The organism is Paraburkholderia dilworthii, assembly GCF_000472525.1.
Classification (GTDB): Bacteria; Pseudomonadota; Gammaproteobacteria; order Burkholderiales; family Burkholderiaceae; genus Paraburkholderia; species Paraburkholderia dilworthii.
In genome coordinates this window covers 37,967-53,880 of record NZ_AWZT01000036.1, presented here as the reverse complement: position 1 = coordinate 53,880, position 15,914 = coordinate 37,967, and the positions used below count along the sequence as shown (strand labels likewise).

11 protein-coding genes and 6 pseudogenes are annotated in these 15,914 nt (G+C 61.8%); 9 read left to right on the top strand and 8 right to left on the bottom strand.

Going from position 1 to position 15,914, the window contains the following annotated elements; genetic code table 11:
- Positions 1-4 precede the first annotated feature (4 nt).
- Complete coding sequence (locus F759_RS0125580; RefSeq protein WP_027802374.1) at positions 5-943, bottom strand: VOC family protein; 939 nt, start codon at positions 941-943, stop codon at positions 5-7.
- 249 nt (positions 944-1,192) lie between these two features.
- Between F759_RS0125580 and F759_RS0125575 the strand changes: the two genes are divergently transcribed.
- The 7 genes from F759_RS0125575 (at position 1,193) to F759_RS0125545 (ending at position 8,619) form a co-directional block, all read left to right on the top strand.
- Positions 1,193-2,191: a fumarylacetoacetate hydrolase family protein gene (locus tag F759_RS0125575; protein ID WP_027802373.1), complete on the top strand. Its 999-nt coding sequence runs from the start codon at positions 1,193-1,195 to the stop codon at positions 2,189-2,191.
- Positions 2,192-2,228: 37 nt separating this feature from the next.
- Positions 2,229-3,362, top strand: a complete 1,134-nt coding sequence (locus tag F759_RS0125570; protein WP_027802372.1) for an FAD-dependent monooxygenase — start codon at positions 2,229-2,231, stop codon at positions 3,360-3,362.
- 43 nt (positions 3,363-3,405) lie between these two features.
- Positions 3,406-4,410, top strand: a complete 1,005-nt coding sequence (locus F759_RS0125565) for an ornithine cyclodeaminase family protein (RefSeq protein WP_027802371.1) — start codon at positions 3,406-3,408, stop codon at positions 4,408-4,410.
- Positions 4,411-4,464: 54 nt separating this feature from the next.
- Positions 4,465-5,475 (top strand): dihydrodipicolinate synthase family protein, encoded by a 1,011-nt coding sequence (locus F759_RS0125560; RefSeq protein ID WP_027802370.1) that lies wholly within the window; start codon positions 4,465-4,467, stop codon positions 5,473-5,475.
- 10 nt (positions 5,476-5,485) lie between these two features.
- Entirely contained in the window at positions 5,486-6,955 is a 1,470-nt protein-coding gene (locus tag F759_RS0125555) for an NAD-dependent succinate-semialdehyde dehydrogenase (protein WP_027802369.1), read from the top strand.
- 142 nt (positions 6,956-7,097) lie between these two features.
- Positions 7,098-7,790, top strand: coding sequence for a TetR/AcrR family transcriptional regulator (locus tag F759_RS0125550; protein WP_027802368.1), 693 nt, complete (start codon positions 7,098-7,100; stop codon positions 7,788-7,790).
- Positions 7,791-7,893: 103 nt separating this feature from the next.
- Positions 7,894-8,619, top strand: coding sequence for an IS6 family transposase (locus tag F759_RS0125545; RefSeq protein ID WP_027802367.1), 726 nt, complete (start codon positions 7,894-7,896; stop codon positions 8,617-8,619).
- Positions 8,620-8,784: 165 nt separating this feature from the next.
- On the opposite strand, the gene F759_RS0125540 is transcribed toward F759_RS0125545, so the two are convergent.
- The 4 genes and pseudogenes from F759_RS0125540 to F759_RS44335 all read right to left on the bottom strand — a co-directional run bounded on the left by F759_RS0125540 (position 8,785) and on the right by F759_RS44335 (position 11,140).
- A complete protein-coding gene (locus F759_RS0125540; RefSeq protein WP_027802366.1) occupies positions 8,785-10,161 on the bottom strand; it encodes a sensor histidine kinase in 1,377 nt (458 codons plus the stop codon).
- Positions 10,152-10,262 (bottom strand): annotated as a pseudogene (locus F759_RS41265) (helix-turn-helix domain-containing protein); the annotation flags it as partial. The gene F759_RS0125540 and the pseudogene F759_RS41265, both read right to left, overlap by 10 nt.
- A gap of 48 nt (positions 10,263-10,310) precedes the next feature.
- Positions 10,311-10,790: pseudogene (locus F759_RS45435) on the bottom strand (IS6 family transposase); the annotation flags it as partial.
- A 102-nt stretch (positions 10,791-10,892) separates the two neighbouring features.
- Positions 10,893-11,140 (bottom strand): annotated as a pseudogene (locus tag F759_RS44335) (hypothetical protein).
- A 306-nt stretch (positions 11,141-11,446) separates the two neighbouring features.
- Here F759_RS44335 and F759_RS0125525 point away from each other — a divergent pair.
- Positions 11,447-11,767 (top strand): hypothetical protein, encoded by a 321-nt coding sequence (locus F759_RS0125525; protein WP_027802365.1) that lies wholly within the window; start codon positions 11,447-11,449, stop codon positions 11,765-11,767.
- A 186-nt stretch (positions 11,768-11,953) separates the two neighbouring features.
- Here the strand turns inward: F759_RS0125525 and F759_RS38520 are convergent.
- Both F759_RS38520 and F759_RS0125515 read right to left on the bottom strand, forming a co-directional pair.
- A pseudogene (locus F759_RS38520) lies at positions 11,954-12,561 on the bottom strand (IS6 family transposase); the annotation flags it as partial.
- 193 nt (positions 12,562-12,754) lie between these two features.
- On the bottom strand, positions 12,755-13,009 hold the full coding sequence (locus F759_RS0125515; protein WP_027802364.1) for a hypothetical protein: 255 nt from the start codon (positions 13,007-13,009) through the stop codon (positions 12,755-12,757).
- A gap of 1,510 nt (positions 13,010-14,519) precedes the next feature.
- Here F759_RS0125515 and F759_RS42345 point away from each other — a divergent pair.
- Positions 14,520-14,795: pseudogene (locus tag F759_RS42345) on the top strand (electron transfer flavoprotein subunit alpha/FixB family protein); the annotation flags it as partial.
- 66 nt (positions 14,796-14,861) lie between these two features.
- Here F759_RS42345 and F759_RS41250 read toward each other — a convergent pair.
- A pseudogene (locus F759_RS41250) lies at positions 14,862-15,584 on the bottom strand (IS6 family transposase); the annotation flags it as partial.
- Positions 15,585-15,914: the final 330 nt, after the last annotated feature.

Sequence of the window (15,914 nt, the reverse complement as noted above, 5' to 3'; positions counted from 1 at the left end):
GCGCTCAGGATTGCGCCGTGGGAGGACCTCCCGGTGCCCACGTCTCGCGCCACTGGAACAGGAACTCCTGCGAGTTCTCGGGGATGGCCGGCGCGACGCGCGGCACCCACGAATCGTCGAGTTGATCCATGTCCGCGTCGTATTCGATGTGGCAACCCAGGGGACTGTTGAAATACCAGAACCAGTTCGAACCGAACCGGTGACGTCCCGGCCCCCAGAACGATTCGTAACCCTTCGCGGCGAATGCGTAGCCGGCGCGCAGCACTTCTGACGGACCGCCCATGTGGAAGGTGAAGTGATCGCACCCCTGCATCACCGGCGGAGTTCGGATCAGGAACAGTGTGTGGTGATCGAGCGTGCCTTGTGGAGTGAGGAATGGACCCATTCCGTCGAACCGGTCATTGACGCGAAACCCGAGCCGGTTCACATAGAACGCCTCGGCCTTGTCGGTGTCGGGCACGAAATAGACGACGTGCGAAAGCGTCCTGGGAAGCGGCGGCGGTTCGTCGAAGCTGGCCGATGCGCCGAGCACGTTGACGCCGCGCCGCGCGTCGCCGGGCGCATTGATCTGCTCGGCCGGAAGCGCCGGCGCACGACGCACGGATATCTGAAACCCAAGCACGAAGCCGCTATCGTCGGTCGCTTCAATTGAACCGTCCGGCAGGAATTTGACCTCGCGATCCTGGCCCAGCTCGTGCACGATTTCGTCGAGTGCGGCTCGATCTTCCACGCCGTAAATTGTCTTGCGCAGTTGATTGGCCGTCGGTAGCGGCCACTTGGGAAGCGCCGGGTCGTCCCTGTGGCGAATCACGACGCCGGTGCCGTCGAGCGCCTCGAATGCGCCGTCGCCCTTCGGCGCGAGTCCGTAGTCGGTGAGAAAGATTGCGCAGCGCTCGACGTCGTCGACGCCGAAAACCAGTGTGTCAGGTCCAAGGATTCTCACTGTAATCGTCCTGTTGATGAGAGAAGATCGCCATTGATTAATACGATACGGTCCGGATCATAATATTCCCGTTGTTCTCTGTCGCGCAAGACCAGTTGGGGTTTGTCCCGTGCATTTCTGGATGAGGAAAAACCCTCGCTTACGATACGGGGCGTATCGTATATATTGTGGATCGATTGCTAACGCGATGCCGTGGTCGTACCGGTGATGCCGGCGCGACGTGTGCAACTCACAAACTGGAGCCGAAGAATGAAGCTGGGTCGAATCGCTGTGAATGGACCGGACGGAGAGGTTGCGCGTCTCGTACTCGTATTGCCTGAAGAGGGGCGCGTCATCGATCTGAAACGCGCGTCGATCCTCGCATTGGAGAAGCAGGGCGCGACCGCGGAGTCGGCGCGCCGGTTATCGGACGCGCTGTTTCCCGGCAGCATGTCAGCCGCGATAGGCCTCGGCGAACGGTTTCTCGATGCGGCCCGCCGCGCGGACAAGGAGCGTCCCGAAGCAGCGTCGTTGCCGATCGGCGACGTGAAATGGCTGCCGGCGAGCGATCCGTCCGTTGTCCGCGACGGCTTGACGTTCATCGGCCATATCAAGGGTTTCCACGAAAAGATCGGCCATCAGCCGCATGAGAGCCTGTTGAAGGTGCCGGGTTATTTCAAGGGCACGCCGCATACGGTTATCGGCCATGAAGCTGAAGTGCCGTGGCCGGGCTACATCGAGCGTATGGATTACGAGTTGGAACTCGGCTACGTGATCGGCCGGCGTGGCGGCAATCTGAGCCCGGAGCAGGCGCGTCCGTTTCTGTTCGGCATTACGGTGTTCAACGACTTCAGCGCGCGCGATCGCCAGTCGATTGAGATGCCGATCCAGATGGGCCCGACCAAGTGCAAGGATTTCGCTTATGGCGTCGGTCCGTGGATCACGACGATCGACGAATTTGCCGACCTCGACGCCATCGCAATGGAAGTGCGAGTCAACGGCGAGACGTGGGGCAAGGGCACCAGCGCGAACAAGTTGTGGAGCGTCGACGAACTGATCGCGTGGGTCAGCCTCGGCGAAGTGCTGGAACCGGGCGACGTAATCGGCTCGGGGACGATGGGCGGCGGCTCCGCGCTCGAACTGGACCGCAAGCTGCAGCCTGGCGACGTGGTAGAACTCGAAGTGGGCGGCATCGGTATTCTGCGCAACCGCATGGGACAGCCGCAGAAGGGATTGTGGTGGCCGAAGGAGCGCGCGCCCTTCATGTGAGCTCGCCCGACGACAACAATTTCAAGGAGACACAGTCATGGCTTCACAGCATAAGGTGCTTATCGTTGGCGGCGGGATCAGCGGAATGACACTCGCTCACGGACTCGCGCGCGACGGCGCGGACGTGAGGGTGGTCGAATGCAGCCATCGAACGGATCAGCAGGGAACCGGCATTTCGCTGCTCGGTAACGCGCTGCGCGCACTGGATCGCGTCGGCCTCGCCGATAGCTGTATGGCGGCCGGTTCGGGCTGGGACACGGTAAGCGTGCGCAACGGTGCCGGCGAGGTCGTCAACGAGCGGCGTCCGCCGCGCACGTTTCGCGCCGATGCCGCGGGCGCCATCGGCATCATGCGGCCGAAGCTGGCCGAGGTACTCGAAGGGCACGCGCTCGCGAGCGGTGCGCGCATCGACTATGGCACGAGCGTGGACGATCTCGAGCAGGATGGCAATGGCGTTTCATATCGGCTCTCGACGGGAGAAGCGGGGCGCTGCGATCTGCTGGTGATCGCCGACGGCACATACTCGAAAACGCGTTCGAAGGTATTCGGCGCGCACTATCGCCCGGAATATGCGGGACAAGGTGCGTGGCGCTTTACCGTCGAACGTCCGCCGGGTTTCGACGGGCTGGTGCTGTACAAGCATGACGACGGCCGTATGGTCGGCGGGCTGCCGTTGTCGGACAAGCTTTGCTACTACTTCTTCCTCGAGAACGCGAAGCTTCACGCCCACATGCCGCAGGAAAAGCTTGTCGACATGTTCAGGCAACGTCTGGACGGATTCTCGGCTCCCGATCTTTGCGCGGCGCTCGAGAGTTGCGACGGCACACGTTACATCAGCTATCGCCCCTTCGACATTTTGTTGATGCCGCAGCCGTGGCATCGCGGACGGGTCGTCCTGGCCGGCGATGCCGCACATTCGGTCACGCCGCAGTTGACCTCCGGCGGCGGCATGGCGATCGAGGATGCCGTCGTGCTCACGGAAGAGCTGACCCGCTGCGCGAAGATCGACGATGCGCTGCTCGCGTACGGACAGCGGCGCAGCGAGCGGGTGAAGCGCGTTTTCGATATCTCGCTCGCCATCTGCGCGGCCGAGCAGGACCCGCACGGCGACGGAGCGCGTGCCGTCGAATTGCTGTTCGAAGGCTATGGCGTGCTGGCGCAGCCATTCTGAACGTCAGTCCCCGCATCGTTCCAGTCACTCTTTACTTTTGCTCATGACCACTACTTCATTTGCTCCTGTATTCGTTTCCGGCGACGCAGCACGCGCGGTGTTCGCCTGGACCGATGCGATACGCGCATTGCAGTCCGCCTATGCGCGTCCGATTCCGCCGCGCTCGAGCCCGCCACGCACCGTGGCCGTCGCCGGGAAAACGTGGCTGCGCACGCTGCCCGCGGTGCCGGTCGGCGGCCGCTACTACGGTGCGAAGATCATGGGGATGGCGATGGGCGCCGCGACGCCCGGCGTCGAATACGTGATCGTGCTGTTCGATCAGCAAACCAGCCGCATCGCCGGGTTTGTCGACGGCAATCTGCTGACCGGATTTCGCACGGCGGCGACTTCCGCAGCCGCGCTGGACCGGCTCGCGCCTCGCGGCAGCGCGCGCCTTGCTGTGCTGGGCAGCGGTCTCGAAGCGACCATGCATACGCGCGCCATCGCGAGCGTGCGCGATCTGAACGAGGTCGTCGTGTTCAGCCCTACGCCTGAGCGGCGTGCCGCTTTCGCCGCAGCAGTGACGCACGATCTGGGCGTGCCGGCGCGCGGCGCGGCCTCGGCGCAGGAAGCAGTGGAGGGCGCCGATCTGGTGCTCGCCGCGGCCCGCTCGCACGGCGAACAACCGATCCTTTTCGGCGACTGGCTCAAGCCCGGCGCGACCGTCGTATCAATCGGCTCGACGATTCCCGAGCAGCGCGAGATCGACGTCTCGGTGGTCGAGCGCAGCGACATCATCGTGTGCGACACGCTCGACGAAGTGCTCGAAGAAACCGGCGACATGCTCGCGGCCCACGCAGCGGGCATCGCGTTCCGCGACAAATCGTTTGGCCTCGACCAGTTGATGAGCGGAGCCATCGACGAACCGCTGCAGGGTGCGAGAACGCGCATGTACAAATCAGTGGGCAGCGGTCTGCAGGATGTAGTCGTGGCCGAACTGATTCTCGAGAAGGCGATCGAGGCGGGCCTCGCGACCCGCTTGCCGATCGAATTCGAAACCAAGCGCTGATACACGCAGCGTTCTTCGGCACAAGACCGACGAACGAAACAATGGGAGCACAGCATGTCCCGCTATACCAGAAGCGAAGCCCGCGAATGGGCACGTGAGCACCTCGTTGGCGTCGCCAATGTGACCATTCCGACGATGACTCAGGACTTCAGACGCATCAACGAAAAAGCCATTCGCCACGATGTCGAACTGGCGATCGAACACGGCTTCGTCGGCTCGCTTTCCTGCTCGGAAGTCGCCATTACGCAGGCGCAATACGGCGAGTTCTGCGGCATCATGGCCGACCAGGCGGCGGGCCGTCTGATCGTCGTACACCACGCGGTGTTCAACACGCTCGAGGACAACATCGAGGCCGTCAAACTGGCGGAAGCGGCCGGCGCCGATCTCGTGCTGCTCGGCTATCCGCCGTACTTCTATCCAAAGTCCTACGACGAAGTTTTCGAGTACACCAGGGAGATCTGCGCGGCAACGAATCTCGGCGTGATTGTCTTCCCGCTGCCGGCCTGGGGTTTTTCGCGGCTGCACCCCGCCGACATTCCGCTGGCGGTGCTGCGGCGGATGGTCGACGAGATTCCCAACGTCGTCGCGATCAAGGCCGAAGGCGGCATGCCGTACATCATGTCGGCGATCGAAGTTCATCGGGAATTCCACGAGGAAGTCGTGATTTCGTCGCCGTTGGAATACGAATACGTGCCGCTCGCGCAGGTGATGGACATTCCGTTTTGCGGCACCAATTATTCCGCTTACTACGGACCGCTGCTGCCGCGCATCCATAAGCTGATCCGCGCCGGCGAATACGATCAGGCGACCCAGCTCTGGTACGCAATGGACCCGGCGCGCAAGGCCTTTGCGAGCTTGCCGATCGCGGCCAACGGGCTGCTGAACCGAATGCTGTGGAAGTATCAGGCATGGTTGCAGGGCTACAACGGCGGGCCGATGCCGCATCCGACGCAGCGCGTGTTCCAGCGCGACATGAACGTCCTGCGCAAGGGGCTCGAACTAGCCGGCCTCAATCCGACCGCTGACCCAGACGAGGCCTTCTTCGTCGGGCGCAATCCATCGTGAGGACGACGTCATGAATCAGCCTGTCAAGCTTCCGTTGAAGGATTCTGGCCTGTTGCGCGAGGCCATGCTGATCGATGGCGAATGGGTGCGCGCCGACAGCGGCGAAACGATCGAGGTGCGCAATCCGGCCACCGGCGAACTGATCGCGCGCGTGCCGAATGGCGGTGCCGACGAGACGCGCCGCGCGATTGAAGCGGCAGCGCGTGCAACGCGAAGCTGGCGCAAGGCGTTGCCGAAGGAGCGCGCCAAAGTGCTGCGCGCGCTCTACGACCTGATGCTCGCGCATATCGACGACCTTGCGGTCATCATGACCGCGGAGCAGGGTAAGCCGCTGGTCGAATCCAGCGGAGAAATTCTGTACGCGGCGGGCTTTATCGAGTGGTTTTCCGAGGAAGCAAAACGGGTCTATGGCGACATCATTCCGCGCAACGTCGAAGGCCGCCGCATCCTCGTGCAGAAGGAACCAATCGGTGTTTTCGCCGCGATTACGCCGTGGAATTTCCCATCCGCAATGATCACGCGCAAGGCCGGCCCCGGATGGGCCGTGGGTTGCGCCGGCGTCATTAAGCCGGCGAGCCAGACGCCGCTCTCCGCGTTGGCATTGGCGGTGCTTGCCGAGCGAGCCGGCTTGCCGCCGGGCGTGTGCAACGTCGTCACCGGCTCGGCACGCGCGATCGGCGGTGAACTGACATCGAGTGCGCTGGTGCGCAAGCTTTCGTTCACCGGCTCGACCGAGGTTGGCGCGCAGTTACTAGCGCAGTGCGCGCCAACCATCAAGAAGACCAGCATGGAACTGGGTGGCAACGCGCCGCTCATCGTGTTTGACGATGCCGACGTGGACGCCGCCGTCAAGGGCGCGCTTGCGGCCAAGTATCGCAACGCCGGGCAGGCTTGCGTCGCGGCCAATCGCATGCTGGTGCAGTCGGGCATCTACGATGCGTTCGCCAGCAAGCTGGCCCAAGCGACGGCTGCGCTAAAGGTCGGCAATGGCATGCATGAAGGCGTGGCGCAAGGACCGCTGATTAACGGGGACGCCGTTCTGAAGGTCGAAGAACATATTGCCGACGCGCGCTCGAAGGGGGCTCGCGTGTTGACCGGCGGCAAACGTCACACGCTCGGCGGCTTTTTCTTCGAACCAACCGTGCTGGCCGATGTCTCTCGCGACGCGCTGATCTTTAACGACGAAACCTTCGGACCTGTCGCGCCGCTGTTCCGCTTCGACACGGAAGAGGAGGCCATCGCGCTGGCCAACGACACGCCGTTCGGGCTCGCCTCCTATGTATTCGCGCGCGACGTCGGGCGGATTTTCCGGGTCGTCGATGAACTGGAGTTCGGCATGGTTGGCGTGAACGAAGGACTGATCTCGACCGAGGTTGCGCCGTTCGGCGGTGTCAAGGCGTCGGGGCTGGGTCGTGAGGGCTCGAAGTACGGCGTCGACGATTACCTTGAGATCAAATACGTCGCGCTCGGCGGCCTTTGAAGTGTCCGGTCACGGATCAATTAAGATACGATGTGTCTTATAACTCATTGCCGCGAGCTTTGCGCTCGCGGCAGGCCGCTCGTCCGCGTATTGCCGGGCAGGCCACTGAAGCGCAGTTGCGCGCCGACTTCCGGTTACGCCAATGAAAATCAACGCACAGCTTTCCGTTCACGCTCCTTCCGCCGCACGAGGCGTCGGCCGGCCGCGCAGCGAGGAAACGCGCACACAGATTCTGGCGGCGACGGTTCGCCTGCTCGAAAGCCGCACGGTGCAGTCGATCTCAATCGAGGCGATTGCGAAGGAGGCGGGCGTTGGCAAGGCGACGATCTACCGCTGGTGGAATTCGAAGGCGCTGGTCGTGATCGATGCGTTCATCGAACATCATGTCGTGAAGACGCCGATGCCGCACAACCTGCCGCCCGGCGACGCAATTGCCGTACATCTTATTTCGCTGATCCACGAATACGCGGGGTGGTCGGGATCGATCGTGGCGCAGATCATCGCGGAGGGTCAGGCCGATCCCGCGGTGCTGCGCGAGTTCCGCGAGCGCTTTCACTATGGGCGCCGGGCGCTTATCCGCGAGATGCTCGAAGAATGGCGCAGTTCGGCCAGCATCCCAGTGCCGCCGAACATCGAGACGCTGGGCGAACTGCTGTACGCGCCGGTGTATATGCGACTATTGCTCGGCAATGGCCCGCTCGACGACCATTTTGCACATGAGCACATCAGTTACGTATACACGCTGCTGGGCGTCGCGGTGCCGGATGTGGCGAAACTGCGGGAGAAAATGAAGTCGAAACGATCCGCCAGAACCACGGTGGCAAATTCGCGTTGACCTGGAGTCATGGCACTGAACGCGGTACTGTCACGTTGTTGGCAGGTTGACGGAGATCCGGCGACAATCTCTGATATGAAAAAAGGAGCCGCCCTGCAGCACGATGCACCTGCCACCGACATTTTCCTATGCCGGCTACCGATTCCCGCCCGACGTGATCGGCTACGCGGTGTGGTTGTACTACCGTTTCCCACTAAGCCTGCGCGTGGTCGAAGAACTGCTGGCCGCGCGCGGCATTGATCTGACCTACGAGACGGTGCGGCGCTGGTCGGTGAGGTTTGGCCTGGGCATTGCCCGGCGTATTCGCTCTACCGCGTTGGCCCGCGGCGATAAGTGGCACCTCGACGAAGTGGTGGTCACCCTCAACCGCAAGAAGCACTGGTTGTGGCGTGCGGTGGACCAGCACGGCACGGTGCTCGATGTGCTGGTGCAAAGCCGGCGCGACAGGTGTGCGGCCAAGCGGCTCATGCGCAAGTTGCCCAAGAAACACGGGCGCGCCCCGCGTGTACTGATCACCGACAAGCTCAAGAGCTACGCCGCAGCCAACAGCGATCTGGGGCTGAACGTCGAACACCGCCAGCACAAAGGATTGAACAACCGCGCGGACAACTCGCACCAGCCAACGCGGGTACACGAGAAAGTGATGCGCCGCTTCAAGTCAGTGCGTCACCTGCAACGATTCACTCCGGTCCATGATCAGGTGGGCAACCTGTTCATGCACTGCCGATATCACACGAATGCGCAACAGAAGCGAGAGGTACGCACCCAAGCCTTCGAGGCTTGGGAGAGGGTGACGTGCGTCTCGATGCTCGGACGTCTCGCCGCGTGAGTTCATCATCCTCGCGCGCCGCGGTTTCGTTTGGCCGAACATCAACAACGTGACAATACCGTGACAACGCGGGAGCCTATCGAAGGCTCTATCCAGGGCTATATGAAGGCTTGGGCCCAGGAGAGCCTGAAGGAGCGAGGTCGATGACCGGCAGTTACCGATCGATCATCGGCTATCTGCCAGTTGAGCTTGCGCGGGTTTGAACAGACTGATCTCGCAACCGACGTCCGCGTCGTGGAACTCCAGCGTCATGCCGTGCATGCCGGCCACGGCGGCGACAAGGCTGAGCCCCAGGCCGCTGCCGGGCGTACGACGGCTGCCCTCGCCACGATAGAAGCGGCGCAGGACGGCAGCGCGCTCAGCCCGTGCGATGCCTGGTCCATCGTCCTTGACAGTGACGCCGGTGCCTCTTATATCTTGCCACAGCGTGATATGCACCGCTCCGCCATCCGGTGCGAACTTGATGGCGTTTTCGACCAGATTCGCAAGCGCCTCGAACAGCAGGTTCGGATCGCCCCGGATCTCCAACGGCCCGGACACGGCGCGCTCCAGTCTAAATACAATCTGCCTGTGTTCGGCAGTCGGTTCGTAGAATTCGAACACGTCGTCGGCGACGGCGGCCAGATCGACCGCGGTGAAGCCGGCGCGGCGCACGCCGCTTTCTATTTCCGAAATCCGCATCAGCGCATTGAAGGTGCGCAACAGGCCGGCGGTTTCAAGAATGGCTTCGTCGATCGCCGCGCGGTATTCCGCCTCGGTTCTGGCGCGCCGTTGCGCACGTTCCAGTCCGGCGAGTACCCGCGTGAGCGGCGTGCGTAGATCGTGCGCAATCGCATCACACACGCCTTTGACCTCGTTCATCAGGCGTTCGATTTCGTCGAGCATGCCGTTCACGACGACCACCAGCCGGTCTATGTCGTCGCGTTTCGCATGCACCGGCAAGCGCCTGCTGAGATTGCCGGCGACGATCTCCTCGATCGAAGCGGTCACCGCATCGAACCGCCGCATCGCGGAGATGCCAATCAGAGTCGCCCCGATCAGGCCGATCACGAGCGCGATCATGGCGGTCGAGAGCAGTGCGTGCACCAGTTCGTCGTCGAAGTGGTCGAGCTCGAGGGTGTTCCGGCATTGCAAAGCGATGCGGTTATCGGGCACGTGCGCAGCGATGCATCGGCCAGGCGGTTGGCCTGGCAGGTTTGCGAGTCGTATTGAAAACGGCTGGTCAAAGACGGGGATCGCCGGCTGACCGCCCGGATAGCCACCGGCAAGGTGTTTGCCGCTGGCTTCGAAAAGGCCGAAGGGGCGCTGACGGCGCGGATCGAACTGGTTTTGATGTTCGAATCGCGCGACCAGTTCATTCGGCGCTTCGCGTTTCAACTGCGCGTGCTCGCGAAGCAGCCAGTCGTCGATGCGTTCCTGTTCGAAGCCGGTGATCTCCCGATACAGGTGACCGAACAGCAGTAGCGCGATCACGCCGAACAACACCAGAAACAGCATGGCGAGGCGATAGCCGGTGGTGCGGTGCAGTTCAGTCAGGCGCATAGCATATACCCCGAACAGCGCACGGTATCGATCATCGGAGCCGTGCCGTCCGGGTCGATCTTCTTTCTCAGACGGCTGATGTGCACGTCGATCACGTTGGTCGCTATTGTCAGCTTGTTGAAGGGCGCGCAGGAGATGGTCGACGTTCACGCCCAGTTCGTTGTTCGCCGCCGCGTAGCTGCGCAGCTTGTCCGTGACGATCACGCGTGGGCAGCCGTGGCGCCTGAGCAGCTTGCGCATCAGCCGTTTGGCCGCCGCCTTGTCGCGGCGGCTCTGCACCAGCACATCGAGTACTGCGCCGTGCTGATCGACAGCCTGCCACAGCCAATGCTTCCTGCCGTGGATCGTCACGACCACCTCATCCAGGTGCCACTTGTCGCCGCGACCTGGGGCTGTCGAACGGATACTCTTCGCGACCGCCAGACCGAACTTCGTCGCGCAGCACCGCACCGTTTCGTACGTAAGCTCGATTCCCCATGCCGCCTGCATCTCCTCAACCATGCGCAGGCTGAGCGGGAACCGGTAGTACAGTCACACCGCGTAGCTGATGATGTCCGGCGGAAATCGATAGCCCTTGAACGAATCGGCGCCTCCGCCGACAGCAAAACGGAAACGGAAGCTTTCTTCATGCCCCATTATATTCGTCGACCCCGGCGCCAACTTGATAATACCTGCGGCACTGTGTTTGAAGCGTCATCGAGCATGGGCGCCTCCCTAGGCTTGCTGAACGGTCAGGCCGCTTTGCGGCTTGTCCCCATCGCCGGACGTCGCTGGCCCGGCGGAAACACGTGCCACGTGCCGTCGGCATGGCGAAAAAAGAAAAGTGAAAACGTCCCGGTCGGCCGGTCGATCTGAATGCACACGCGGCAGGTGCCGCCCGAGCGGGCGCTCTCCAGCAGGCGCACGCGCGCCGGTTGGCCACGCGTCGAGCCAATCAGTTTTTCTCGACCTGAGAACGCAGCGATCTGTCGCCCGCCATGACTTCCCCCGCGATGCACGATGAATCGATGCTATGGCGATCGGTGTGCGCGACCAATCGGCTTTGGCGGAATGTCATATCAGGAAGCGCTGATTTCGGCCGTCAGGATTTCCTGAACCGCGGGCAGCATGAAGAATGGCATACAAGGGTGTTCACCCAACGGGCCTTCTTTGCGTGAAAGGCGTTAAGGATTTCCTGACGCGCGAATCAGAATGTCACACCCTGGTTTTCCATCTTGCGCTGAATGCGACAGACATTCTGCTGGCAGATGATGTGTGGTCGAAACGCCATTCGTACCGATGCAACATGATCGCCTATCTGTCGGAGCGGGAGAACATCGTCGAGCAAGTCAACGCAATCTGTCTACGGCTGTTCGATACCTGGTGCGAGACGCGCAGCGTGACACCGCTTGCGTATCTGATGCACTGCTGGCCGTTGGTCGACAGCACCCCCGACGCGCTCAGGCGCCTACGCGAAGCGATGCACGATCTGCGGCGCTATCACGCGGATCAAATGGACGATCGGTGCTTCCAGACGCTCTGCGAAATGGCGGATCTGCTCGACGAACTGATCGGGCATCCGGCGCGCGCGGTCCGGCTGGTGACGGTGGGCGAGGCGCCGGAATAGCGAAGGGGCAACGCAGGCAAAACCGCAGAAAGGCATGCAGGCAGCGCGCAACGGCTGTGAGGCCGCGGTAGACCGGGCTTTGGCATTGAGTGCAGAATAGGGGTCATCCACAACGGCGGCACTCGCGGGGGAGATATGGCTCTCGACGGCCTTGTCACGTTGACGATCACTGGACGAATCGTGCGCAGGCGAAACGCACGACAGGAACGCCTGCGTGCGCCCGGGCAGGCGGAAACCACGGATACGTCGCTCGCGCTCGCGTGTGGGCTGATGGCTGTTCTCTGCCCGGTTGTTGACGCGGGCTGCCGCCTTGACGAACACATGCTTCACGTTCGCCGGCTCCGGGATTTCGGCCTTTGCTGCGGGGTAACTGCGCAACTAGTCAGTGACGATCTTCTTCGGCACCTCGGGACAGGCCGACACTACACGTTTGAAGAATCGTTTCGGGCGGCCTTGTCGCGCCGCTTTTGTAGCAGGATGTCGAGTTCGACGCCGTGCTGGTCGACGGCACGCCACAGCACATAAGGTTCACCGCGCAATGACACGAACACCTCGTCAAGATGCCACGTGCTGCCCGGCTGGCAGCGGGCAGCCTTCACGCGATGCGCGAAACCAGCCCCAAACTTGTCTATCCACCGCCGGATCGATTCATGGCTGACGATCACGTCACGCTCGAACAGGAACTCCTCGATATCGCGCAGGCTGAGCTCGAACCTGAAATATCGGCGTACGGCGTGGCTGATGACTGATGCCGCGAACCGGTGACCGTGACATAGCGATTTCGTTTTCTTCATCACTTCATCTTAACTGACCGCAGCGCCAACGTGACAAGCCCGGCTCAGGTATGCGGCCGCCCTTGCGGTCGATTTCGCCACGCCGCGACATCTGCTCCACCGGCAAGGTAACGGTCGACCCGCCGTCGCAGTCCTCGCGCGCGCTGACCGTGATAATGCAGCCTCTGGCCGACTCCAGACAACAATTGAAATGTTATTCAGCGATGCCGGTGAGGTCTTCGATGTCGTTTTCAATACGTCCTCGCGCTTCAACCGCCGCTTCCTCCGTAGTCTTTGCGATCAGTGGGAAAATCAGTCCGTTCCCTTTGAACGCACCGGCGAAATGGACCCATGCCGCGTAAGAACATACGCCGGATTCCAGCCGACAAATATTCAGAACTACATCATAGGTACGCTGCAGTCCCTGTCGACGCGCGTATTGAAATTTGTACACCGCGGTACCGGGCATGACGACCTCTTCCGCACCTTAAGCCTTAAGGGTAGGTGGCTACTAGCGACGAAGATCTGCGCTCGTCGCTCGGCGTAGCGCGGCTTCCTCCGGTCATACGAGGTTACGCCCTTCCGTGTAGGTTGCGAAGGCACGGTCAGTTCGATAGTGTCCTTTCTGGTACATATCGATGTCCGGACACTACGTGCACGGACGCGCGACTCTTCAACGCGCCTCACAGTTACGTTGACCGGCCCGCTCGGCAACGGTGCACTGGCGTCACTTTGATCGCCGACGGGGCGATTGGGTTCGTCCGCACCCGGGCCATCAGAGGACATTCAACTGTGGCCATCGAATGGTCACAGTTTGGCGCAGAGCCGACGTAGAAAGTACGTCTACGTTCGCTAGCCGGCTGGACTATTCCAGACGCGGGCACACAAAACGCGTCGATGGGGCGCGCCTCCGCTCGGATCGCAACGTCCGGCGCAAGACTCACACGCTGGAGTGGGCGCGTCGACTGGCGGGAAACCGCGTACGGCGTGCGTCTGCCTCACGTCCAGTGGCGCCTGAGCGCGCGACGGACATTACTCCTCCTAGGCTGCCATCACCAGCCACATATCGCGCTGATCGTCCCGATCGTAAGGATCCCGGGATCGCACGTCTGCTCCAATACGTCCTGCGCCGCTTCTCCATTGCTGAACGGCCCGGCAGACAGCGGACGGACTTCCTGTTTACCTTCGAACGTCGACCGGTCCGTGCGATAAACAAGCGGCTGGCGCTTCCAGTCGTTGAAACAGCCCCTGACGTGCTGGAAATCACCACTGCAGATATTGACCTGATAGTGGACCCCAGGGCTCCAATTTGAATCTGCTCAGTACAGCCTCATCGGGAGCTGCGATGTTCATGAGGTGCCGCTCCCGCCGGCTTCCTCTACCAATTTGATACCGGCTCACTTGCGGGCACCATGTGGGGCTTTGTGTTTTCCGTTATTTGGCTCCCGATGCTGCCGCCGGGCCGCTTCCGCCCATCGCTCCGGTGCCTGCGGGATTAGCCATCGTTCCGCTGCTGCCTGCCGCTGCGCCGCTTGTTTCGCTACCGTTGTCCGCCCGCTTGCATCCAGATGCACCCATCGTCACAGCACGACCGACCCCGCAATTACAAGATGTCTCGCAGTTAGTTTCATCGCGAATTCCTCCTGACATGGCTGCAACCCTGGCTCTCGGTGCTCAGTGAACGGAATGCACGCGATCTGCTGGCTTGTTGCCCCTCGTGATCATTGCAGATATCGCAAATCGCGTTCCCGTTCACTCGAGCGTCTTCATAAGCGGACCGTAACGGGTCCGCATGCTGCCGATCGCTGGGCGCCTCGCCGTCCGTATGCCGCTTGCATGAGGCAGTGACGGGCCATAAACCGTCCCTCGCACGTTGTCGGCGTCGTCACCGCGTCCCGCTCTGGTGCCGGAGCGGCGCAGCCGATGAAGCGGTTCAGGCACGTCTCATGCCGGTGGCTTTCATGATGACACGTGGGGGCGACACGTTCGGGCGTCCGATCTACGCGGGCAACGCGATCTCCACTGTGCAGTCGACTGACCCGATCAAGGTGATCACGGTGCGCACGACGGGCTTCGACCCTGACGCGGCTGAAGGCGGCGGCGCGACGGTCGAGAAGATCGAAGCCGCTGCAGATCAGGGCATCTCGCAGTTCGTGAGCCGCGCGGTGACGAAGCTGGACCGTCCGGAACTGACCTCGGCATCGATCATCGTGTCAGGCGGCCGGGGGCTGGCCAGCGGCGAGAACTACATGAAGGGGCGCTGTCAAGTTAAAGGCCGACGACAGGATGGCCGATAGGATTCGCCCTTCCTCAAAACGGGGCGGATCTTGGGCGAGTTCAGTATAGCGATGCCATGCCTCAAAGCGCGCGGCGAGCTGCTTTCGATAGAGTGACGCGCGAAGCAGATGTCGTTTGATCGCGAAGTGTTGCCGGATCAGGCCGAAGGTCGACAGGAAAGTTTGAGTGCGATCGGGATCGCGAAAGCCTCGCATGCGCCGCTCGCGTTCACGAGTGGGCTGATAACTATTTTCCCCCCGGTTGTTCACCCGGGCACTGGCCTTGACGAAGACGTGTTTGACGGTGGCGAGCTCGGGTATTTCGGCCTTCGCCGCGGAATAGCTGCGCAACTGGTCGGTCACGATCTTTCGCGGCACTTCGGGACACGAGGCCAGCACGCGCTTGAAAAAACGCTTGGCTGCAGCCTTGTCGCGACGCTTCTGCAGCAGGACATCGAGTTCGGCGCCGTGTTGATCGACTGCCCGCCACAGCAGGTATGGCTCGCCGCGCAGCGTCACGAACACCTCGTCCAGACGCCATGTCCTGCCGGGTTTGCACCGAGCTGCTTTCACACGATGCACAAAACCAGCGCCGAATTTCTCGCACCAGCGTCGAATGGTCTCATAGCTGACGGTCACTCCGCGCTCGAACAGTAACTCCTCGATGTCGCGCAGGCTTAGCTGGAACCTGAAATACCAGCGCACTGCGCAACTGATGACGACACCCGGAAAGCGATGGCGGTAATAGAGCGGCTTCGAGTTCTTCATCGTCCCACTCTACCTGCAAATCCGGTTACCGTGACAATGCCCCTAGGATATATGCCACTCGTGTCGGACGTCCCGCCGGAAATTATTGACCACATCTGTTCCGTGCTCGGGCTACGTCCGCTGCCACTATCGCCGTCGGATAAATAATCCCCATCTGAACGGTTGGAACACCGCATTTAACAAGCGCTTTCGCACGGCATCGGTCGGTTCGCGCCGATTGCTAACCCCGAAGTTAAAATATGTACGTGACACGGGCCAATGAACAGAAGCGCACAGGTGGCAGAACTCGCGTCGCAGGTGCAGCAGATCATGGGCAAACTGCAAAACGAG